The 21,005-nt window shown below is 50.5% G+C and carries 19 protein-coding genes and 1 other RNA gene; 15 read left to right on the top strand and 5 right to left on the bottom strand.

Features of this window, described 5'->3' with window-relative positions; genetic code table 11:
* Window positions 1-35 precede the first annotated feature (35 nt).
* Genes ribF through lspA form a run of 3 tightly spaced genes read left to right on the top strand, consistent with a single transcriptional unit; the run spans window position 36 to window position 4,290 of the window.
* Entirely contained in the window at window positions 36-977 is a 942-nt protein-coding gene (gene ribF, locus V2P20_RS16100) for a bifunctional riboflavin kinase/FAD synthetase (RefSeq protein ID WP_331820072.1), read from the top strand.
* Complete coding sequence (ileS, locus tag V2P20_RS16095; protein WP_331820071.1) at window positions 974-3,805, top strand: isoleucine--tRNA ligase; 2,832 nt, start codon at window positions 974-976, stop codon at window positions 3,803-3,805. The genes ribF and ileS overlap by 4 nt, the downstream gene beginning before the upstream one ends.
* A gap of 5 nt (window positions 3,806-3,810) precedes the next feature.
* Window positions 3,811-4,290, top strand: a complete 480-nt coding sequence (gene lspA, locus V2P20_RS16090) for a signal peptidase II (protein ID WP_331820070.1) — start codon at window positions 3,811-3,813, stop codon at window positions 4,288-4,290.
* Window positions 4,291-4,305: 15 nt separating this feature from the next.
* Here the strand turns inward: lspA and ampD are convergent, their stop codons facing one another.
* The gene (gene ampD / locus V2P20_RS16085) at window positions 4,306-4,851 is read right to left on the bottom strand and encodes a 1,6-anhydro-N-acetylmuramyl-L-alanine amidase AmpD (protein WP_331820069.1); all 546 of its coding nucleotides are present in this window, start codon (window positions 4,849-4,851) and stop codon (window positions 4,306-4,308) included.
* Window positions 4,852-4,981: 130 nt separating this feature from the next.
* On the opposite strand from ampD, the gene V2P20_RS16080 reads away from it, so the two are divergent.
* Genes V2P20_RS16080 through V2P20_RS16070 form a run of 3 tightly spaced genes read left to right on the top strand, consistent with a single transcriptional unit; the run spans window position 4,982 to window position 8,383 of the window.
* A complete protein-coding gene (locus tag V2P20_RS16080; protein ID WP_331820068.1) occupies window positions 4,982-7,060 on the top strand; it encodes a DUF1631 family protein in 2,079 nt (692 codons plus the stop codon).
* The gene (gene nadC, locus V2P20_RS16075) at window positions 7,057-7,896 is read left to right on the top strand and encodes a carboxylating nicotinate-nucleotide diphosphorylase (RefSeq protein WP_331820066.1); all 840 of its coding nucleotides are present in this window, start codon (window positions 7,057-7,059) and stop codon (window positions 7,894-7,896) included. Before V2P20_RS16080 ends, nadC begins: the two co-directional genes overlap by 4 nt.
* Window positions 7,889-8,383 carry a flavin reductase family protein gene (locus tag V2P20_RS16070; protein WP_331820064.1) on the top strand — a complete coding sequence of 165 codons (495 nt, stop codon included), beginning with the start codon at window positions 7,889-7,891 and terminating at the stop codon, window positions 8,381-8,383. Before nadC ends, V2P20_RS16070 begins: the two co-directional genes overlap by 8 nt.
* 92 nt (window positions 8,384-8,475) lie before the next feature.
* Here the strand turns inward: V2P20_RS16070 and V2P20_RS16065 are convergent, their stop codons facing one another.
* From V2P20_RS16065 to V2P20_RS16050, 4 genes are read right to left on the bottom strand one after another with little or no spacing between them, the layout of a single operon-like run.
* The gene (locus tag V2P20_RS16065; protein WP_331820062.1) at window positions 8,476-9,036 is read right to left on the bottom strand and encodes a BON domain-containing protein; all 561 of its coding nucleotides are present in this window, start codon (window positions 9,034-9,036) and stop codon (window positions 8,476-8,478) included.
* A gap of 3 nt (window positions 9,037-9,039) precedes the next feature.
* On the bottom strand, window positions 9,040-9,627 hold the full coding sequence (locus V2P20_RS16060) for a phosphoheptose isomerase (protein WP_331820060.1): 588 nt from the start codon (window positions 9,625-9,627) through the stop codon (window positions 9,040-9,042).
* A 13-nt stretch (window positions 9,628-9,640) separates the two neighbouring features.
* Window positions 9,641-10,003: a YraN family protein gene (locus V2P20_RS16055; protein ID WP_331820058.1), complete on the bottom strand. Its 363-nt coding sequence runs from the start codon at window positions 10,001-10,003 to the stop codon at window positions 9,641-9,643.
* Window positions 9,993-11,756 carry a penicillin-binding protein activator gene (locus V2P20_RS16050; protein ID WP_331820056.1) on the bottom strand — a complete coding sequence of 588 codons (1,764 nt, stop codon included), beginning with the start codon at window positions 11,754-11,756 and terminating at the stop codon, window positions 9,993-9,995. Before V2P20_RS16050 ends, V2P20_RS16055 begins: the two co-directional genes overlap by 11 nt.
* A 154-nt stretch (window positions 11,757-11,910) precedes the next feature.
* Between V2P20_RS16050 and rsmI the strand changes: the two genes are divergently transcribed.
* The 9 genes from rsmI to mraY all read left to right on the top strand — a co-directional run bounded on the left by rsmI (window position 11,911) and on the right by mraY (window position 21,000).
* Complete coding sequence (gene rsmI / locus V2P20_RS16045) at window positions 11,911-12,756, top strand: 16S rRNA (cytidine(1402)-2'-O)-methyltransferase (protein WP_331820054.1); 846 nt, start codon at window positions 11,911-11,913, stop codon at window positions 12,754-12,756.
* Between the two features lie 153 nt (window positions 12,757-12,909).
* Window positions 12,910-13,258, top strand: an RNA gene (gene rnpB / locus V2P20_RS16040) — RNase P RNA component class A.
* 378 nt (window positions 13,259-13,636) lie between these two features.
* On the top strand, window positions 13,637-14,104 hold the full coding sequence (gene mraZ / locus V2P20_RS16035) for a division/cell wall cluster transcriptional repressor MraZ (RefSeq protein ID WP_194968196.1): 468 nt from the start codon (window positions 13,637-13,639) through the stop codon (window positions 14,102-14,104).
* A 16-nt stretch (window positions 14,105-14,120) separates the two neighbouring features.
* Window positions 14,121-15,047, top strand: a complete 927-nt coding sequence (rsmH, locus tag V2P20_RS16030; protein WP_331820052.1) for a 16S rRNA (cytosine(1402)-N(4))-methyltransferase RsmH — start codon at window positions 14,121-14,123, stop codon at window positions 15,045-15,047.
* Window positions 15,048-15,071: 24 nt separating this feature from the next.
* On the top strand, window positions 15,072-15,320 hold the full coding sequence (ftsL, locus tag V2P20_RS16025; RefSeq protein WP_194968198.1) for a cell division protein FtsL: 249 nt from the start codon (window positions 15,072-15,074) through the stop codon (window positions 15,318-15,320).
* A complete protein-coding gene (locus tag V2P20_RS16020; protein ID WP_331820049.1) occupies window positions 15,321-17,048 on the top strand; it encodes a penicillin-binding transpeptidase domain-containing protein in 1,728 nt (575 codons plus the stop codon).
* A gap of 2 nt (window positions 17,049-17,050) precedes the next feature.
* On the top strand, window positions 17,051-18,520 hold the full coding sequence (locus V2P20_RS16015; RefSeq protein WP_331820170.1) for a UDP-N-acetylmuramoyl-L-alanyl-D-glutamate--2,6-diaminopimelate ligase: 1,470 nt from the start codon (window positions 17,051-17,053) through the stop codon (window positions 18,518-18,520).
* Complete coding sequence (gene murF / locus V2P20_RS16010) at window positions 18,520-19,914, top strand: UDP-N-acetylmuramoyl-tripeptide--D-alanyl-D-alanine ligase (protein WP_331820168.1); 1,395 nt, start codon at window positions 18,520-18,522, stop codon at window positions 19,912-19,914. Before V2P20_RS16015 ends, murF begins: the two co-directional genes overlap by 1 nt.
* 3 nt (window positions 19,915-19,917) lie before the next feature.
* Window positions 19,918-21,000, top strand: coding sequence for a phospho-N-acetylmuramoyl-pentapeptide-transferase (mraY, locus tag V2P20_RS16005; protein ID WP_194968200.1), 1,083 nt, complete (start codon window positions 19,918-19,920; stop codon window positions 20,998-21,000).
* Window positions 21,001-21,005 lie beyond the last annotated feature (5 nt).

The following is a 21,005-nucleotide window of genomic DNA, read 5'->3' as shown; positions in this document are numbered from 1 at the left end:
CATGATAGAATAAAGAATTTTAATTTGTCACATTCATGCGTTTAATTAGAGGCCTGTCTCATTTAGAACCGTTGGAAAACGGTTGTGTGTTGACTATCGGGAATTTTGACGGCTTGCATTTAGGCCACAGGGCCGTGATCGATAATCTGGCGACGCGCGGCAGGGCGCTGGGTCTGCCGGTTATCGTGATGATTTTCGAGCCGCAGCCGCTGGAATATTTCCTGGGAAAAAATGCGCCATCCCGATTGATGCGCTTGCGGGAGAAAGTGATCCAGTTTTTAAAGCTGCCCGTTGATGATTTACTGATATTGCGCTTTAATCAACAGATTGCCAATTGTGACGCCGAACAGTTCATTTCGGATATTTTAATAAAAAAACTGAACGTCAAGCATTTGGTTGTCGGGGATGATTTTCATTTCGGCAAAGACCGGCGCGGCAATTTTGCCCTGCTGAAGAAAAAAGGCCAGGCCTTCGGTTTCGAAGTTGAAGATACTGGATCTTACTATGTAGACGGTCAGCGCGTAAGCAGCACTCTGATCAGGGACGCGCTGGGCGCCGGCGATCTGGTTAAAGCCGAGAGACTGCTGGGGCGCTGTTATTCCGTATGCGGACGGGTTGCGCACGGCGACAAGCGGGGCAGGACGATTGGCTATCCGACCGCCAATATACGCATGTTTAGAAAAAATACGCCTGTGGTCGGCGTCTATGCCGTTACCATGACCGGCATAGACGGCCAGGAATTCGAAGGTGTAGCGAATGTCGGGACGCGGCCTACGGTCGATGGCGGCTCAAAAGTGATACTGGAAACACATTTGTTTGATTTTAATAAAGAAATTTACGGACGTTACGTGGAAGTGCATTTTAAACGAAAAATCAGAGATGAGATGCGTTTCCGGTCGCTGGATGAACTTAAGGCTCAGATCGTAAAAGATGTGGCGGATACTAAAAAGATTTTTGCTGAATTAAGAAACGTATGACGATGGACTATAAAAAAACACTGAATTTACCTAAAACCGCCTTCCCGATGAAGGCCAATCTGGCGCAGCGTGAGCCGGAGCGGTTAAAGAAATGGCAGGAGGCCGGCCTGTATAGCAAAATCAGGGAGCAGTTTGCCGGTAGCCCCAAATTCATTCTGCACGATGGGCCTCCCTACGCCAATGGTGAAATTCATATCGGCCACGCAGTCAATAAAGTCCTGAAAGATATCATTGTCAAATCGAAAACGCTGAGCGGTTTTGATGCGCCTTATGTGCCGGGCTGGGATTGTCACGGTCTGCCTATCGAATTGATGGTGGAAAAGAAAGTCGGCAAGGCCGGCGTTAAAGTGTCTCCGGCGGTTTTTCGCAAGGCCTGCCGCGAGTATGCAGGCAAGCAGGTCAACATTCAGAAAGAAGCGTTTGTCCGGCTCGGCGTCCTGGGTGATTGGGATAACCCGTATTTAACGATGGATTATGCTTTTGAAGCCGATATCGTGCGTGCATTGGGGAAAATCAGCGCCAAAGGGCATTTGACCAAGGGCGCCAAGCCCGTGCACTGGTGCACCGACTGCGGCTCGGCGCTGGCCGAAGCGGAAGTCGAGTACGAAGACAAGCATTCGCCGGCCATTGACGTGCGTTTCCAGGTTATTGATGAAGAAGCGTTTATGGCGAGCTGCCACCATGTCCCCGAGCATGAAGGCGAGGGACTGTTATCGGTCGTCATCTGGACCACGACACCGTGGACACTGCCGGCCAACCAGGGCGTTGCCCTGAATCCTGATCTTGACTATGCCGTGGTTCAGTGCGAGAAAGACGGCAAAAAAGAGCGCCTGGTCATAGCCGAAGTCCTGCTTAAGGATGCGATGGCGCGCTATGACATCGAAAACTACCATGTCGTTGCCTATTGCAAAGGCGCGGCGCTGGAACATCAGTTGCTGCAGCATCCTTTTTATGACCGTCAGGTACCGGTCATCCTCGGCGACCATGTCACGACCGATGCCGGCACCGGCGCCGTGCACACGGCGCCAGGACATGGTCAGGACGACTATGTGGTCGGCCAAAAATACGGTTTGCCGGTCGACAATCCGGTCGGCAACGATGGCATTTTTCTGCCTAATACCGAACTGTTCGCTGGCGAGCATGTGTTTAGCGCCAATGATCATGTGGTGGCGGTGCTCAAAGAAAAAGGCAAGCTGGTGCATGAAGAAGCCATTCTGCACAGTTATCCGCATTGCTGGCGCCATAAAACGCCGATTATTTTCCGGGCCACGCCGCAATGGTTTATTTCCATGGATAAAAACGGCCTACGCGAGCAGGCGCTGAACGAAGTCAAGCGAGTGGACTGGATTCCGGAATGGGGTCAGGCGCGTATTGAAAGCATGATGGAAAACCGGCCTGACTGGTGTATTTCACGCCAGCGCACCTGGGGCGTACCGATTGCCTTTTTTGTCCATAAAGAAACCGGCGAACTGCATCCGCGCACGCCTGAACTGATCGAGCAAGTGGCTCAACGCATCGAGCAAAAAGGCATAGAAGCCTGGTTTGAACTGGAGAAGGAAGAGTTGCTGGGCGAGGAGGCTTCATTATACGAGAAAATGACCGATACGCTGGATGTCTGGTTTGATTCCGGCGTCACACATGCCTGTGTTCTGGAGAGACGCCAGGAACTGGCTTTCCCAGCCGATCTGTATCTGGAAGGCTCGGACCAGCATCGCGGCTGGTTCCAGTCATCGCTGCTGGCTTCGACGGCCATGAATGATGTGGCGCCTTATGAAGCCGTATTGACACACGGCTTTACTGTGGATGCGGAAGGCAAGAAAATGTCCAAGTCCAGAGGCAATGTGGTTGCGCCGCAGGAGGTCATGAAGGAGTTAGGCGCCGACGTCTTGCGGCTATGGGTGGCGTCGACCGATTATCGCGGCGAAATGTCCGTGTCCGATGAAATCCTTAACCGGACCTCGGACGGTTACCGTCGCTTGAGAAACACGGCCCGATTCCTGCTGTCGAATCTGGACGGCTTCGATCCTGCCCTGCATCTGGTCGAGGCGAAGGATTTGCTGGCCCTGGATCGTTGGGTCGTGGATAGGGCCTATGCGCTCCAGGAAGAAGTTAAGGCCGCTTACGAAAGCTATCAGTTTCAACTTATTTTCCAGAAAGTGCACCATTTTTGCGTGATCGATCTGGGCGGCTTTTATCTGGATATCATCAAGGACCGTCAATATACGGCCAAAGAAGATTGTCTGGCCAGACGTTCTGCTCAAACGGCCATGTATCACGTGCTGGAAGCGCTGACTCGCTGGCTCGCGCCCATCATCAGTTATACAGCCGATGAAATCTGGAATTATATGCCCGGCGAGCGCAGTGAATCGATATTTCTGGAAACCTGGTATCAAGGCCTGTGCAAACTGGACGACGAGGCTGCGATGAACCGCGAGTTCTGGCAGAAAGTCATGGCTGTCCGAACTGTCGTCGGTAAAGAGCTGGAAAAGAGCCGGGCGAAGGGAGAGATAGGCGCTTCGCTCAATGCCGAGGTTGAACTGTATTGCAATGCGGATTACTTTGATGCTTTGAACCGCTTGAAAGATGAGTTGCGCTTTGTCTTTATTACTTCAAATGCCACGGTAATGGCCGATCAGGCTTGCCCTGATGATGCCGTTCAAACCGAGATTGACGGCGTTAAGTTAAAAGTTGCCGTGTCCGGGCATAAAAAATGCGTGCGCTGTTGGCATCAACGTCAGGATGTGGGGTCGCATGCCGATCACCCTGAACTTTGCGGTCGCTGCGTTGAAAACGTGGCTGGCGCCGGCGAAAACCGACAATTTGCGTGAGTACTATGTTGAAATGGTTATGGTTGTCATTATTGGCAATAGCTCTGGATCAGAGCAGCAAGCTCATCATCGACAGTTCGATGCAGCTTTACGAGTCTATCCCGGTCATGCCGTATTTTAATCTAACTTATCTGCATAACCCCGGAGCGGCTTTCAGCTTCCTGAGCGAAGCGGGCGGCTGGCAGCGCTGGTTTTTTGCAGGGTTAGCCATTGTGATCAGTGTAGGCATTACTGTCTGGCTGGCCAGATTGAAAAAACATGAGACCTTGCTGGCTGCCGCGCTGGCGCTGGTTCTGGGCGGTGCGATCGGCAATTTGATTGACCGGTTGTTGTATGGTTATGTTATCGATTTTCTTGATGTGTATTATGATTCCTGGCACTGGCCGGCCTTTAATATTGCCGATTCGGCCATTACGCTGGGCGTGGTTCTGATGCTTGCCGAATCATTCGGCATTGGGCAGTCCAAGCATGCTGAACAGGCATAGATCGCCGCCGAGCTATTAGGTATTCAATAAACTGAACAGTTTCTGCCAATCAAACGATGCGCCCGGATCGGTTTTTCGTCCGGGCGCAATATCACTATGTCCTGTAATGCGATCTGTCGATAGCTGCGGATAGGTCTCAAGCAGCAGGCGAATCACTGCCGCCAGCTGCAGGTACTGTGCGTCTGTGTACTCGATCAGCTCAGTGCCTTCAAGTTCTATGCCGATGGAGAAATCATTACACCTCTCCCGGCCTTCATAAACCGATTTCCCGGCATGCCAGGCGCGCTTGTCAAAAGGCACATACTGCACGATTTCTCCTGTCCGCCTGATCAATAGATGTGAGGACACCGTCAGCTGATAGATGTCTCTGAAATAGGGATGTTTGTCCGGGTCGAGCTGATTGCAGAAGAGCTGATCAATATAAGGCGTGCCGAACTCGCTCGGCGGCAGACTGATGCAGTGTATGACCAACAAGGAGATATCCGTAGTATCGGTTCTTGCGTCAAAGTTTGGCGAAGGGAGGCGGGTAATGCCAGTTAGCCAGTGGCTATCTATTTTCATGAAATTTATAGAGGAAAAAACGGAAATAGAGCACAGAATTCACGAGAAAAATGCGTATTATCTGTCAAAATAATAATTTAGGTACAGTCTTGGTTTGGCAAAGACTGATCATTTATTTTGCGGAAGAAACATGGCTATGAACATACGGCAATACACAGACATTAGCAAAAGCACATCGAATGATGCCGAAATTCTAGCCAAATTCAAATCGATTTTTTATCACTACATCGAGCCATTGGTTGATGATTGCTGTATGCGGATTGATTTCGAATTCGGGCTGCAATCAGGAAAAGATCGCGAGAAAACGGATTACAGAAAGCAGTTGGAGCACGTTCAGGCGGTTCGAAGAAAAATAAAGCAAAATTACTTACTTAAGGTGAGCGATGCTTTCCATTTTACCTCTCAAAAGACGGTAAAAAATCCGGATCAGAAAATAAATATGGCCTCTGCCTCGCTGGCCAGCGATGCTATGGTAGAGGAAAGCCATGTAGTTGCTTCGATTATCCGCGACTGCGAGCATTCTTTTCAAGGGCAGTTGCATCAGATGAACAGGCAACTCTCAATCAAGATGGGAAAACAAGTCTTTTCTGACCGTAATAACCCGGCTTCACCGGCAAATCTGGCTCATGCTTTGGCGGAGGTGATTAATCCACTGAAATTAACCACCAAGTTTCGGGTTGCTGTCTATAAAGCATTTGAAGATCATGTGTTTAGCCAGCTAGGCTTTATCTATGGCGAATTGATCAGGCAGATCGATTCAGAGTGTGAAATAGCCTCATACGATGTCAGTGAAATTAGGGAAGCGCCTGAACCTTCTATCGCAAGCAGTGAATTGATAAGCCGAGATTTTCAGCTATTACAGAAAAAACTGGATCAGTGGCGTTCAATGTACACCCCCTCGGCTTATGATTTAATTCCGAAATCCGAAAGTGCAGCCACCTATGAGCATTTTGAAATAATACACGCGCTGGAAATTCTTGGTCAGCTTTATGCTTTCGAGGATGCCGATCGGGAGATCGGGAGCCCGCTGAAATGGCGAGTCATTAAAAAGCTTGAAGAGCTAAATTTCAGCGGAGATATCAAGGCATTGGCGAAATGCGATGAAGATATTCTGGATTTAGCGGCTTTGATTTTTGGAGAAATTAACAGTGACGATACGCTGACAAGCGCTGTAAAGTCCGCCTTGCTCCAGTTGGAAATACCCTGGGCTGCGATTGCATTGGGACAATACAGCGTCTTTACCGGTATAGACAATCCTGTCAGGCGCTTATTGAATGATTTGTTTGCTGCCGGGCAATTTTTAAACCCGGCTGATCATAGTGACCGCCTGGTTTACGAGCGCATTGTCGACGTCATAAAGCTTATAACCAGAGAAAATGGATCTGGGCATGTTCATTGGGCAAATGAGGCAAGCGATTTTGGGCGTTATCTGGAAAAACAAAAGCAGCGGGTTCAGATTCTTGAAGATCGCTCCAGACAGTTAATGCAAAATAAAGAATCGCTGGAGCTGAGCAAAAAAGTCGTAGCCAAGACTATTGATGACAGCATGCAGGGAAAGGAATTGCCGGCAGTCATAGCCGACTTTCTGCATGATGTCTGGCAACATGTTTTGCTGGTCGATCACGTCCGCAGAAATGAAGAGCCGGAACTTTGGATAAAATCGGTACGGGCCATGGAAGAGCTGGTCGTCAGCGTGTTGCCTCCGAGAGATAATGATGAAAAAAAACGGATATTAAAATTTTTGCCCGGCACGATCAAAGAACTGAGATACGGACTGGATCGAATTTCATACGATAAAAACGCACAGTCTCGCTTCTTTAAGGATCTTGCGGTACGGCATATCATCCTGATGGATAGTAAAGATAAAAAAAGAGAGCTGGGTAGTGTTGTTAAAGCCAGTCCGGTTGTGGAACAGGGCGCGAGCATCAAGCCTGAAGTCATCGTGGATGAGTGGAGCGAACAGGTAAAAAATATGCCGGAAAACAACTGGATAGCTATCGATTTCGAATCGGGACGGCAATGGGGCAAGCTGATATGGAAAAGCGCGGAAACGGAAAATATGCTGTTTGTCGGCAAAAATGGCGCAAAAATGCTTGAAGTTAAAGTCCAGGAACTCGCTGAAAAATTTAGACAAGAACAGGCGGCTATTGTAACCTTGGACGAGAGATCCATTGTAGAGCGAGCGCTTTCCAAATTAGACAGGTTATGACAGAACAATCAAAAATCGCAGAAGTAAAACCCTTTCTTGATGAAGACATCGGTTCGGGCGATATTACAGCGGAAATCATTCCCGAAACAACGCATGCAGAAGCCGAGGTTATCACCCGGGAGGCCATGGTACTCTGCGGCCGTGCCTGGTTTGATGCGGTATTTAAGGCATTGAGCCCCAGCGTCAACATTGACTGGCTGGTGAGTGAAGGCGATAAGGTCGATAAAGACACGCTCCTTTGCAGGCTCAGCGGTCCAGCCAGAAGCCTGCTAACGGGAGAACGTACCGCGTTGAACTTATTGCAGACTTTGTCAGCTACGGCAACAGTCGCTCGGCAATATGCGGAAGCTGTTGCCGGCACCGGCTGTAAAGTGCTGGACACCCGCAAGACCATGCCAGGACTCAGGAACCCACAGAAATACGCGGTCGCCTGTGGCGGCTGTCATAACCACAGGATTGGGCTGTATGACGGCGTATTGATCAAGGAAAATCATATTATGGCGGCGGGTTCCATAGCCAAGGCTGTTCAGACCGCGCGTGCCAAAACATCGGTTCCTGTCGAAGTGGAAGTCGAATCCATGCAGGAGCTGGAAGAGGCTATCGCGGCCAAGCCCGATCGCATCATGTTGGACAATTTTACTCTCGAAGACATGCGGGCAGCGGTAGCACTGAATGCCGGGGCTATAGAGCTGGAAGCGTCGGGCAATATCGGCCTTGACAATATACGCACGATTGCCGAAACGGGAGTCGATTATATTTCCATCGGGGCATTGACTAAAAATGTCCGCGCCGTTGACTTGTCGATGCGCATTAAACTGGTAGCCGGCAATGATTGAAGATCCTGACAAGCTGTTCAAGCAAATCAGTCATGGCATCTATGTCATAGGCGTCAGTGATGGAATACATCAAAACGCCTTTACGGCGGCCTGGGTCATGCAGGTCTCTTTTGATCCGCTGCTGCTGGCGTTGAGCATTAATCCCCAGCATTATTCCTATAAGCTGCTGCAGGCGGGCGGCATCTGTACCGTCAATGTTCTGGGGCAGGATCAGCAGGCCATTGCCGAGCATTTCGGCCGCCCCGGCCTCAAAGACAAGATGGCCGGTTTTCAGTGGCTGACAGGCAAAACCGGAGCGCCGATATTATCCGAAAGTCTTGCTTATTTTGACTGCGAAGTCAGTCATTATGCCGATGCGGGCGATCATAAAATCGCGGTCTGCAGAGTCATAGGCGGGGCGATGCTGAATCAAGGCCAGCCGCTATTATATGTCCAGACCGGCGATATGGATGGCAGCAGCGCACTTTATGCGGAAAGCGCTGAATAAAAGTTGTAAGGCACCTCAGCGACAGGGCTACGCCGAGCGGCTATATCTTGCGGCCCTGATTCAGTGCCGCGTTAAAGCCGACGGCAATCGCCTCAGTCAATATATTCATATTTTGTGACGATTTTTCTGACGCCGGCGGTCTGCCGGGCCGCTTCTGTGGCTGCCGCACCTTCATTCTTGTGAACCAGTCCCATCAGGTAAACTACACCGTTTTCGGTGACTACTTTGACTTCTGTGCCGTTGAATCCGGGTATCGTATTAATGGAAGCCAGTGCCGCTTTCAAGTTTGCGGTAATCACCGCATCATTAGCGCGTGCTTGCTCTGAACTGGGCTTGGCAAGCAGTACGGCATTGTGTATCTGTTTTATGTTGGGAATGGTGCGGACTATGGCAATGATTTTATTGCGCAAGCCCGCGCTAGGGGCTTCACCCGTAACCAGGGCCATGCCATTGTAAGCTGTGACATTTACGTGGCTGTTCTTTTCTATTTCTTCGTCGGCTCTTAATGCTTGGGATGCATTGGCTTCTATGGATTGATCCATCAATACGATATCGCCGTGGCGGCGTTCATTGATTGGTTTGCCGGTGGTTGCGCAACCGTTCATGGACAAGCCGATAACGAGCAACAGAGATAGCAACAGATGATTTTTCATGGATTAGCCGCCAAAGAGTTGATGGTCGATTAAGTCGCACAGGCAATGCGTAATCAACAAGTGCACTTCCTGTATGCGTGCGGTTGAGCTTGACGGCACGCGAATTTCTATATCAGTTTCATTCAATAACGGTGCAATCCTGCCGCCGTCATGGCCGGTTAGGGCGATGACTGAAATATCTTTGTCGTGTGCGGTAGTGATAGCCTTGGATAAATTGGCCGCATCGCTGGCGTCGGTGTATGCGACCAGGATATCGCCGCCTTGTCCGAGCGCCCGGATTTGTTTCGCGAAAATTTCATCAAAATGATAAGCATTGGCTATGGCTGTCAGGGCAACCGTGTCTGTGGTTAAGGCAATGGCCGGCAATGAGGGGCGTTCGCGCTCAAACTGGTTGAGCATGGCCGAGGACAAAAACTGGGCATTGGCCGCCGAGCCGCCATTTCCGCAGGACAATATCTTTTTGTCATTCAGTAAGGCGGCGACCATGCGCTGCGAGGCAAACTCGATAAGCTCGCAGAGGCCGGCCATGGCATCCTGCTTGGTCTGAATGCTGTCGGAGAAATGATTGATGATTCGGTCTTGTAGGCTCATTGAAATTGCAGGGTTAAAAGGCGTTTTGTATCCAATCTATAGTGCCATTGCCGGAAATGGCGATAACATCAAAACGAATAGGCCTGTCTGTCTTATTGGCTGATAAATAATGATGAGTCGCCGCTATTATACGGGATTGTTTCTTTTGTGTAACACTCTCGAGCGCGCTGCCGTATTTATCGGATTTGCGAAATCTGACTTCGATGATCACCAGTGTCTGCTTATCGAGCATGACTAAATCAAGTTCGCCCTGCTTGCAGCGGAAATTGCGGCAAACCGGTTCGAATCCTTTGGCGAGCAAAAAACGATAGGCCTGCTCTTCGGCGTTTTCACCGCGGATTAAGTGGGTCGCTTTCGCTTTGATTTTATTCAGCATGCTCGTCCATCGGCAACAATGCCTGCGCGGGCTGATTTTCATGCGTGGGAGGTGTATTGGTGGCGTCGATCAGTTCAGGCCGTCCATCCATGAATTTGGCGCAAGCCAGTTCACGTTTAATGCGCCCGTCAGGCATCAGTGACAAGATTCCGGTGGCTCCGGAGTAGGGAGCGATGTCGAGCTTATCCAGTTGGCCGATCAGGCCATAGGCATCTATACCCATGGCGATCAGGCGCAAATAAGGACTGGTAAATTGTCTCCAGATGTCTTGCAAAGCGCTCATGCTGAGGCCGTCCTGGCCGGAGCCGAGCAGCCAGGGCGTATCGCAAAACGTTATCTTGTTGAGGTCCTGGTCCAGCGCCGGATCGGGCTGGCCGCTGTAGACAGCCGGCAGCGCGTAAATGGGCAGGCTACCGGCTTGATAGTATTGCAGTTGCGGATTGATCAGGCGTGCTTCGCCGCTATAAGCGCTTAGCAGGAGCGCATCGGCATCCTGCCGCTGTCGAGGCGTATAGGTCAATGAGGGCATCAACTGACTGATTTTACGATAGCGGCCCTCGCTTTCATCGATATTCAGCAGCTTTTTGATGGCCGGGGAAAAGTCGGTGGTCTTTGGATTATAGCTTTGCAACTCAAGAATTGAGCCGCCGACTCCCTGCCAGTTTTCTATGAAAAAATTGGCTATGCGTTTGCCCTGATCGTTTTCCGGAATCAGTAATAAGGCTTTTTGGCGGCCGTCCAGCCAGGCTTTATGGGAAATCTGTTCAACATCATCCATAGGGCTGAGGCTGAATTGGTAGAGATTGTGTTTAAGCAGTCCCGGAATGTGGTTTAAAGCCAGTACGGGAACGTCAAATGCAACAGAGTCCGCAAGGCTTTGAATGTGTTCTTTGTTTAGCGGGCCGACAATGAATTCCGCTCCCTCAGTGACCGCCTGATTATATAAGTCGGCTGGGGTTGACTGCTCAGTATCGTAAAAGCGGATAGTGGGTTTTGAGCCATTGCTGTCCTGACGATCGTAGGCGGCCATAAAACCGGCGCGTATGGCCTTGGCGGCTTGAGCGAAAGGGCCTGATTCGGGAAGTAAAACGGCGATCGATAGGGACTGTTTGTCTGCGTTTTCGGCCCTGTTTTTCAGTAAGTAAGAGTTGGCCGGATGTCCTGGAAAAATTTCGCGCCATTTTGCCAATCCGGCATCAAAAGCGGCTGGGTCCTGCTCCTTTAGTTTTAATACGCTGGCCAAGGATAGCCATCCGGCCAGTTCATCCTTTGCCTCATGCGATTGCGCCTGCAAGGCGGGCTCTGGCATTAGGCTTAATGTTTCAAGAATGGCGGCATGGTTGTCATCGCGCTCATCAGGCGAGCTTAATAACTTGCCCAACTCGATTCTGGATCTGACGCTGTCCAGCAGGCGGCCGGTTAATGAAAACGCAAAGGCCTGTGATTGAAAATATTGGATTCTATTTTCCGGACTTAGCTGCTGGGCTTGAATTAACTCCAGTCTGCCGAGGGCCTGTTCGGCCTCACCGACATTGAGCGCAATCTGGGCATAAATCAGATTCAGCTGGCCGCGTTGCTGGACAGACAAGGCGGCGGGATCAAGGTCATCGGCGAGTTTTTGCGCTGTATCATGATTGCCGGCTTGAATTAGGGCGTCAATAGCCTGCAGTTGGTGCTGGCTTTGTTCGGGAGACAGTTCGCTGGCAGGTTGCTGGTATAATGGCGGTGCCGGTTCGGTTAGGGGGGCTTGCATGACAGGGGGAGTCTGCCCTTGAGGCTGGACATTATTGTCAGGCAACATGGCGCAACCGGAAAAAAGCCATAAGACCGGAAGCGAGACATAGAGTAATAGCGGCTTATACCTTGGCCGTATCTTAAAATCAGAAGTTTTCAAGTGAGAAAGTCCAATGTCAAGTCAATGCGGCAAATTATATGTTGTTGCTACGCCAATAGGTAATTTAGCAGATATTACCTTTAGAGCGGTGGAAATATTAAAACAGGTTGATTTAATTGCCGCGGAAGACACCCGGCACGTCAAAATGCTGTTACAGCATTATGGCATCAGCAATAAAGTGGTGTCACTGCATCAGCACAATGAGGATACGGTTTCGGCCGGCCTGCTGGAAAAAATGAGGCAGGGTCAATCAGTCGCGCTGGTTTCAGATGCCGGTACGCCGCTGCTAAGCGATCCGGGCATGCCGTTGGTGCGCATGGTGAAAGACGCGGGGCTGGAAGTGTCGCCGGTGCCGGGTGCTTGCGCATTGATCGCCGCATTGTCGGCGGCAGGACTGCCGGTTACGAAATTTTCTTTCGAAGGCTTTTTGCCCAGAACTTCATCGGCGCGGCAGGCGTTTTTTCATGAAAAACTGATGTGCCCGAACACTTGGGTATTTTATGAGTCCAGCCATCGGATTCTGGCCTCGTTAAAAGACATGGCAGAAGTGCTGCCGTTGGATCGTCAGATCGTCATTGCCAGAGAATTGACCAAACTGCATGAAACCATTGTAAAGACCAACTTGGGCAAGGCGTTGGAATTGGTCGAGAATGACGAAAATATGAGAAAGGGCGAGTTCGTTGTCATTGTCGATGGCGCGGTCGTGGATAAAAAAGAACAGGTTATTACCCCAGAGCAGCAGAAGTTGCTGGCTGTGTTATTGCGGGAATGCTCTATTAAAACCGCCGTCGCCATGGCTGTGGAAATCACCGGCGTTAGAAAAAAATTGCTATACCAGGCAGCGCTGGATATGCAATAAGTAAAAACGCTTAGTTTATCCGTTAATGGTATTCGTCAAGGTGCTGGTTGAATAAGTGTGACAGATTAAGCAATACGTAAAAGCACTTAGACTGTCCGTTAATATCATTCCCCGAGGCAGTCAGTGAACAAGTGTGGTAAACTATGCATTGAAAGAGTCGGCTGAGCAGTCGCTGTTTTATCGCAAGATAGAATGGAGGAAAGTCCGGGCTCCATTGGGCAGGGTGCCAGGTAACGCCTGGGGGGCGCGAGCCTACGGAAAGTGCCGCAGAAAATATACCGCCAGCCTTCGTGGCTGGTAAGGGTGAAAAGGTGCGGTAAGAGCGCACCGCGCAACTGGTAACAGGAGCGGCAGGGTAAACCCCACCCGGAGCAAGATCAAATAGAGGAACAGACGCGTGGCCCGCGCGGTTCCTGGGTAGATTGCTTGAGCTGCAAGGTGACTTGCAGCCCAGATGAATGGCTGTTCTAGACAGAACCCGGCTTACAGGCTGACTCTTTCTTTTATTTAAGCCTCAAATTTTCGAGAGGTTGAATTCATAAACATTTTTGAAGTTGAAGTTGTATGAAAATGTTCGGTAAATATTGCCGCAGTTCCTTCCTATTTCTTCCCGCTATCACCGATAAAGCCTGCCGAGCTTAAGGTGTCTTACGTTTAAAGTATTACTGCCATAATATCAATTAACTTTCTGATAAAGCATAAGATTTATTTGAAGGTATTTTATGCGTTTCAACCTGTCATTCAAGGTTACGTAAGTCATTGTCAAAAAAGAAAGATTATTAATGAAATCCTCCTTGACTCAAGCTGGTTTGAAAACTATAGTGAATTATAGTGGTGAAAAGTGGAAAAAAATGGTTTTTTTGGGAATTCGAGGTAAATCTTGTTTCGAGGTATCAGCTCAATCACGCTTGATGATAAAGGGCGTCTTGCCATTCCAACGCGTTATCGCGAGGAATTGCAGGAGTGCTGCGATCGTCAGATGGTTGTGACAGTTGCCGTGGATGAGCGATGTGTCGGAGAACACGGCTGTTTATGGCTGTATCCACTGCCTGAATGGGAAAAACTCGAACAAACGATCAGTAAATTGCCCACCTTGAATAAAATGGCCGGCAAGTTAAGACGTTTCGTTATTGGCAATGCTTCCGAGTGCGATATGGACGGGCAAGGGAGGTTGTTGTTGCCGGAAAAACTCAGGACGTATGCGCGCATGGACAAGAAAATTGTTTTAGTTGGCCAGCTTAATAAGTTTGAAATCTGGAACGAAGAGGCATGGACGGCAAAAGAAAATGAATGGCTCAATGGCGATGATGACGAAGGGTTGGAAGATCTAGGGTCATTATCCTTTTAAGACGGGAGATTTGTTAGTGAAACATTTGCCCGTTATGTTTGCGGAAGCTCTGCAACAGTTGGCGATTAAACAAGACGGCATCTATCTGGATTGTACATTCGGTCGAGGCGGCCATAGTCAGGGGATCTTGGAACAATTAGGTCCATCCGGACGCTTGCTGGCTTTTGACCGCGACGCTGATGCGGTTAACTCCGAATATGCAAAGGCCATGCTTCAAGATAAGCGGTTTCAGTTGATACATAACTGTTTTTCCGAGCTGGAAAACATAGTCACCAGCGAAAGTCTGGCGGGGCATGTCGACGGGATTCTGATGGATTTGGGTGTGTCATCCCCTCAACTGGACAATCCTGAAAGGGGTTTCAGTTTTCTGCGCGACGGACCCTTGGACATGCGCATGAATGGGAATGCCGGAGTATCGGCAGCGCAATGGCTGGCGACTGTCGATGAGCAGGATCTCGTCAAGGTTTTGTTCGAATATGGCGAGGAACGCTTCGCGCGACGCATAGCCAGAGCTGTCATCGAAAGACGAGCCCAATCGCCTGTGGCAACCACCGGACAATTAGCCGCGCTTATTGAAGAGGCTGTGCCGGTCAGAGAAAAGCATAAGCATCCTGCAACGCGTACCTTTCAAGCCATACGCATTGAAATCAACCGGGAATTGGATGAGTTAAAAGACGTCCTGCAGCAATCGGCGCGGGTTCTGAAGCCGGGCGGGCGATTGGTAGTGATCTCCTTTCATTCGCTGGAAGACAGAATCGTAAAGCGTTTTATCAGGGACGAGTCCGGGGCTAAATATGATCCCGGCAAGCTGCCTGTCAAGGAAGCCGATATTGATAAAGGCCTTTTTAAAAAAGTAGGCAAGGCGTTAAAAGCCGGCAAGCAGGAGACTGCGCAGAACCCTAGGGCGCGCAGTGCAATTATGCGGGTAGCAGAGAGAATTTAAGTGGCGACGAATCGGATTGTAGGTATGGCGGTTCTGCTGATAATGCTTCTGGTATCGGCGCTGGCGGTGATTTATAGCAAATACTACTCGCGGCTGATCTTTATCGAGATTCAGAAACAGGAAAGAGCTTTGGATCAGTATGAAGTGGAATGGGGACAGTTGCAGTTGGAACTGACGACTTTAACGGAACAGAATCGGGTTGAGTTAGTCGCGCGGGAGCAATTGAAATTGGTCATGCCGTTACGGGAAAAGATCATTTATATAAAACCGTAAATGTTAGATTTTCAAGACAACAGGAAAGCAAGCGCGCAAACCGGTAATTTCTCCGGCAGAAGGAAGTTTGTCATGGTTTTCATGATGAGTTGTATGGCGGTATTGGTCGGACGAGCGGTTGATTTGCAGGTACTGAATAAACAGTTTCTGAAAGACCAGGGCGATATGCGGCAGGTGGATGACGTATCCGTATCGGCCTATAGAGGCATGATCAAAGATAGAAACGGCGAACCTTTGGCAATCAGTACGCCTGTGCAATCCATATGGGTGAATCCCAGGGAGCTTAAGTTCGCTCCGAAAGATCAAGTCCGGCAAATGGAAAAACTGTTGGGCCTGTCGGATGGCAAAGTAACCGAACTGCTCAAAGAGGATACTACTCGGCAATTCGCGTATATCGCTCGCCGGATCAATCCCGGATTGGCCGATCAGGTAAAAGAGTTAAAACTGACCGGTGTGTATTTCGAGCGCGAATTCAAGCGTTTTTATCCTACGGGCGGCGTTTCGGCGCATTTGGTGGGCTTCACCAATGTGGACGATATCGGGCAGGAAGGGCTTGAAGCAGGGTATGAAAAAGCCTTGAAAGGCACTCCGGGCAGCAAGCGGGTCATCAGGGATGGGCAGCGTCGCATTATTGACGACATTGAAAACATTAAAGAACCGGTTTCGGGAAAGAATCTCGAGTTAAGCATTGATCAGCGCATCCAGTATCTGGCGTATCGGGAATTGCAGCTGGCCGTTGACATGCATAAAGCCAAATCAGGCACCTTAGTGGTATTGGATGCAAAAAACGGAGAAATTCTGGCGGCAGTGAATCAGCCGTCTTTCAATCCGAATACCCGCAAGAATCTAAAAGAAAGCTTATACAGGAACCGGGCAATGACGGATGTCTTCGAGCCGGGTTCGACGGTTAAGCCTTTAGTAGTGGCGGCGGCTTTGGACGGCGGTTATGTCCGCCCCGATGAGGTTTTCGAAACCAACGGCATGTTTCGGGTCGGGCGCCATCTGGTCAAGGATGTGCATAATTACGGCACCATGACTTTGACGGATGTGCTGAAGAAGTCCAGCAACGTGGCGGTTAGTCAGATGGCGTTGGAAATGCCGCCGGCCTATTTCTGGGGCCTGTATGACAAACTCGGTTTTGGGACCGCGACCGGAGCCGGTTTTCCAGGCGAAGCCAGCGGTAGTCTGCTCGATTATCACAAATGGCATCCTTTTGAGCAGGCGACCTTGTCGTTCGGTTACGGTTTGAATGTAACCGCCGTGCAATTGGCAAGAGCTTATACGGCGCTGGCCGATGATGGCATTCTGCATTCGGTCAGTTTATTGAAACGGGATGAAGATGAAGATATGCGGCGCGTGTTTTCAGCCAAGACCGCCAGACGCGTCAGGGCGATGATGGAAAGCGTGGTTATGAAAGACGGCACGGCTTATGAGGCCAGAGTCGATGGCTACAGAGTCGCCGGTAAAACCGGAACGGCAAAAAAAGCCGGTGCCGGAGGCTATGTCGATAAAGCCTATCAGGCTGTCTTTGCTGGCATGGCGCCGGCTAGCGACCCTAGGCTGATTATCGTGGTCATGATTGACGAACCTTCCGCCGGTCAATATTACGGTGGCATAGTTTCCGCTCCGGTGTTTTCCAAAGTCATGGCTGGCGCATTAAGAGTGCTGGGCGTAGCGCCAGACCAGGAAGACACCATGCCGGTGCTGCTGACGCAGAAAGCCTCATGAACATGAAGCTGAAGGATTTATTAGCGGGGCTCGCGCTCGTCGACGATGAATTGGCGATAACGGGTTTGGCGCTGGATAGCCGATCGATAGTCAAGGGCAATGCATTTATTGCCCTGAATGGGTCTGCGCAGCACGGATTGATGCATGTCGCTCAGGCTATTGCAAATGGCGCTTGTGCCGTGATTTTCGATCCGGCCGGGCAGGGCAGGCAATTGGCGGAACGGGTCGGCGATATACCGGCCATTCCAGTAGACAATCTGGGATTGCGGCTGGGTGAAATCGCCGCGCGTTTTTACGGTGACCCATCGCAACGGCTCGATGTTATCGGTATTACCGGAACGAATGGAAAAACCTCGTGCAGTCAGTTTTTAAGTCAGCTGATGGATGGCTGCGGCATTATCGGGACGCTGGGTTGGGGCGAGTGGGGCAGACTCAATAAAACCCTTAACACGACGCCCGACGCCTTGGCCGTTCAGCATATACTGGCTGAGCTGGCAAAGGCTAAAAAACAAACGGTTGCAATGGAAGTGTCCTCGCACGGTTTGGAACAGGGCCGCGTTAACGGTGTACGTTTTAAAGGCGCCGTCTTTACGAACATCAGCCGCGATCATCTCGATTATCACGGCTCGATGGCGGCTTATGTCGAGGCCAAGCTGGCATTATTGCACAAGCCGGGACTGGCTTTCGCGGTAGTGAATCTGGACGATGAGTACAGCAAGCAAATTATAGCCGCAGCGCCTGATTCGGTCGCCGTATGGGGATTTAGCACCAAAGGGAAAACAGAAGGCCCCGGCGAAAACGTGAATGCAGAACACATCCTGCATCAAGCCGGCGGCATCGAGTTTGACGTGCGTTGGCGGCACGAGCAGCGGCGCGTCAAAGTGCCGTTATACGGCGATTTCAATGTAGAGAACGTCCTGGCTGTGTTGACCGTCATGCTGGCGATGGGGCTTACATTGACAGATGCTGCTGACAGGTTGAAGCGCCTCGAGCCGGTGGCTGGACGTATGGAACGTTTGGGCGCAGAGGGTGAACCTCTGATTTTTGTCGATTATGCCCATACGCCGGATGCGCTGGACAAGGTGTTATCCAGCGTCAGGAAGCATTGCAAAGGGGCATTATGGGTGGTTTTCGGTTGCGGCGGCAACAGAGATATCGGCAAGCGTCCGCAAATGGGAGCCTGCGCAGAACGTCGGGCAGATTATGTGATTGTTACGGATGACAATCCGCGTTATGAAAATGGACTCAATATAGTAAATGACATATTGGCTGGTTGCAGTTCAGGTAAGGTTGAAGTGATCCAAAACAGAGAACAGGCGATACAAAAAGCGGTAGCTAGTGCGGGCGCAAACGATTGTATCGTGATTGCCGGTAAAGGCCATGAGCAGTATCAGGAGATCAATGGCGTAAAAATACCGTTCAGCGACAATCAAGCGGTGATTGACGCATTAAAAGCGAGAGCGGCGCAATGATGGCGATGAGATTAAGCGATATTGCCCGCTATGTGCACGGACAACTCGTCGGGCAGGACACAGCCATCTCATCGGTCAGTATCGATACCAGAGCCATCAAGCCCGGACAGCTCTATATGGCAATCAAGGGACACAACTTCGACGGCAATGATTTCGTCGATCTGGCCGAGCAGGCTGGAGCCGCCGCGGCCATTGTGAATAAAGGAGTCGCGTCGACAATGCCCTATATAGCCGTCGATGATACACGTCTGGCATTGGCTGAACTGGCCGGCGCCTGGCGCCGGAAGGCATCAGTTTCGGTAGTCGGCCTGACCGGCAGCAATGGCAAAACGACGGTCAAGGAAATGGTGGCAGCCATATTGGGCGTCAATGATCCGGTATTGTTTACTCAGGGAAACCTGAACAATGAAATCGGGGTGCCTTTGACTTTGCTTCGGCTCGAAGAACGGCATCGCTATGCCGTGGTCGAGATGGGGGCAAACCATCCCGGAGAAATTGCCTATACCAGCACCCATGCCCAAGCCGATGTCGTGATCATCACGAATGTAGGTGCGGCACATATAGAAGGTTTCGGCAGTCTGGACGGTGTCGCGCGGGCGAAGGGCGAAATTATCCAGACGCTTAAAAATGACGGCATTGCCGTGTTGAATCACGATGATGCCTATTTCGACTATTGGAAAGCCATAGCCGGAGCCAGAAAAACCGTGTCATTCGGTTTAAATGACGGAGCCGACGTGACTGCCCGGGCAATCAGGACGGAAATCCGCACTAATGAGAGTTCCGATTCGAGTGGTACAGCTTCTGCCGAGTTTATAACCGGTTTTGAGTTAGTCACGGCTCAGGGTTCTCTGAATGTGAACTTGAAACTGGCAGGACGGCACAATGTCCTTAATGCGCTTGCGGCGGCGGCCGCCTGTCTGGCTTTAGGCGTAGGCCTGCAACAGATTAAACAGGGGCTGGAAGGCGTAAAACCGGTGACGGGCCGTTTACAGCCGCTGATGGGCCTGCAGCGCAACATCATCATCGATGATACCTATAATGCGAATTTTGCCTCACTGAAGGCGGGACTGGATGTGCTGAAAGGCATGCCAGGCGAACCCTGGGTTGTCCTGGGGGCTTTTGGCGAATTGGGGCCGGAGAGCAAAAAAATACATGAAGAAATGGGCGAACTGCTTAAAGCCAGTGGAGTCGTGCGTCTGTTGGCTACAGGTGCCGATACCCGAAATACTGTGCGGCTTTTTGGCCCGGGAGCTACTTTTTTTGAGACCCAGAATGAGCTGATCGATGCATTAAAACAAGAACTTAAAGGCAACGAATCGGTTTTGATCAAAGGGTCGAGAGCGCAGCGCATGGAAAATGTAGCTGCAGCTCTGGTTGAAAATTTCAGGATTTAGAAGATGTTAGTTTATTTGGCAGATTATTTAATGACATTCGAAGGCGGCTTTCGGGTTTTTCATTACCTGACATTTCGCGCCATTCTCGGAGCATTAACTGCGCTGATGATTTCCTTCATCGTCGGGCCGGTGATGATCAGAAAACTGAGCCGCAACAAGATCGGGCAGAGTGTTCGTGAATGCGGTCCGCAAACGCACTATGAAAAATCGGGCACTCCTACCATGGGCGGAACCCTGATTTTGGTGGCGATTGCCATCAGTACTTTGCTGTGGGCAGATCTCGGCAATCGCTATATCTGGGTCATCATGCTGGTCACCATGGGCTACGGCGTTATCGGATTCGTCGATGACTATCGGAAAGTGGTTCGCCGCAACAGTGACGGCTTATCGGCTAAAGCTAAGTATTTCTGGCAGTCCGCCATCGGGTTGGTGGCCGCAGTTTTTCTGTACAAAACAGCCGTGCTGCCGGCGGAAACGCAATTCATCGTGCCTTTTTTCAAGAGCGTCATGCTCGATATGGGCTGGATGTATGTGGTGTTGGCCTATTTCGTCATTGTCGGCAGCAGCAATGCCGTTAACTTAACCGACGGTCTGGATGGATTGGCCATTATGCCGACCGTCATGGTGGCTTCCGGGCTGGGAATTTTTGCCTATCTGTCCGGGCATGTGACGTTTGCCGAATATCTGGCGATTCCTTATTTGCCTAATGCCGGGGAATTGATTGTATTTTGCGCCGCTTTGGTGGGCGCCGGATTGGGCTTTTTGTGGTTTAACGCTTATCCCGCGATGGTGTTTATGGGCGATGTAGGCGCGCTGGCGCTGGGCGGAGCTTTAGGCGTATTGGCAATACTTGTTAGACAAGAAGTTGTGCTGATGATTATGGGCGGTGTTTTCGTCATGGAAACGGTATCCGTGATTATCCAGGTTGCCTCTTTCAAGACGACAGGGAAACGCGTTTTCCGTATGGCACCGATTCATCATCATTTTGAGTTGAAAGGTTGGCCCGAACCTCGGGTTATCGTACGTTTCTGGATCATCACCGTGATCTTGGTGCTGATCGGTCTGGCAACTTTGAAATTGAGATAAAGAAA

Origin of the sequence: Methylobacter sp. Wu1 (assembly GCF_036553575.1) — a bacterium.
Classification (GTDB): domain Bacteria; phylum Pseudomonadota; class Gammaproteobacteria; order Methylococcales; family Methylomonadaceae; genus Methylobacter.
This window is presented reverse-complemented; position numbering and strand designations above follow the sequence as displayed.

What these genes read in the sequence shown, in the direction of transcription:
- ribF (WP_331820072.1), top strand. Translation starts at nt 36, where the DNA reads ATGCGTTTAATTAGAGGCCTGTCTCATTTAGAACCGTTGGAAAACGGT.
- ileS (WP_331820071.1), top strand. Translation starts at nt 974, where the DNA reads ATGACGATGGACTATAAAAAAACACTGAATTTACCTAAAACCGCCTTC.
- lspA (WP_331820070.1), top strand. Translation starts at nt 3,811, where the DNA reads ATGTTGAAATGGTTATGGTTGTCATTATTGGCAATAGCTCTGGATCAG.
- ampD (WP_331820069.1), bottom strand. Translation starts at nt 4,851, where the DNA reads ATGAAAATAGATAGCCACTGGCTAACTGGCATTACCCGCCTCCCTTCG.
- V2P20_RS16080 (WP_331820068.1), top strand. Translation starts at nt 4,982, where the DNA reads ATGGCTATGAACATACGGCAATACACAGACATTAGCAAAAGCACATCG.
- nadC (WP_331820066.1), top strand. Translation starts at nt 7,057, where the DNA reads ATGACAGAACAATCAAAAATCGCAGAAGTAAAACCCTTTCTTGATGAA.
- V2P20_RS16070 (WP_331820064.1), top strand. Translation starts at nt 7,889, where the DNA reads ATGATTGAAGATCCTGACAAGCTGTTCAAGCAAATCAGTCATGGCATC.
- V2P20_RS16065 (WP_331820062.1), bottom strand. Translation starts at nt 9,036, where the DNA reads ATGAAAAATCATCTGTTGCTATCTCTGTTGCTCGTTATCGGCTTGTCC.
- V2P20_RS16060 (WP_331820060.1), bottom strand. Translation starts at nt 9,627, where the DNA reads ATGAGCCTACAAGACCGAATCATCAATCATTTCTCCGACAGCATTCAG.
- V2P20_RS16055 (WP_331820058.1), bottom strand. Translation starts at nt 10,003, where the DNA reads ATGCTGAATAAAATCAAAGCGAAAGCGACCCACTTAATCCGCGGTGAA.
- V2P20_RS16050 (WP_331820056.1), bottom strand. Translation starts at nt 11,756, where the DNA reads ATGCAAGCCCCCCTAACCGAACCGGCACCGCCATTATACCAGCAACCT.
- rsmI (WP_331820054.1), top strand. Translation starts at nt 11,911, where the DNA reads ATGTCAAGTCAATGCGGCAAATTATATGTTGTTGCTACGCCAATAGGT.
- ftsL (WP_194968198.1), top strand. Translation starts at nt 15,072, where the DNA reads ATGGCGGTTCTGCTGATAATGCTTCTGGTATCGGCGCTGGCGGTGATT.
- V2P20_RS16020 (WP_331820049.1), top strand. Translation starts at nt 15,321, where the DNA reads ATGTTAGATTTTCAAGACAACAGGAAAGCAAGCGCGCAAACCGGTAAT.
- V2P20_RS16015 (WP_331820170.1), top strand. Translation starts at nt 17,051, where the DNA reads ATGAAGCTGAAGGATTTATTAGCGGGGCTCGCGCTCGTCGACGATGAA.
- murF (WP_331820168.1), top strand. Translation starts at nt 18,520, where the DNA reads ATGGCGATGAGATTAAGCGATATTGCCCGCTATGTGCACGGACAACTC.
- mraY (WP_194968200.1), top strand. Translation starts at nt 19,918, where the DNA reads ATGTTAGTTTATTTGGCAGATTATTTAATGACATTCGAAGGCGGCTTT.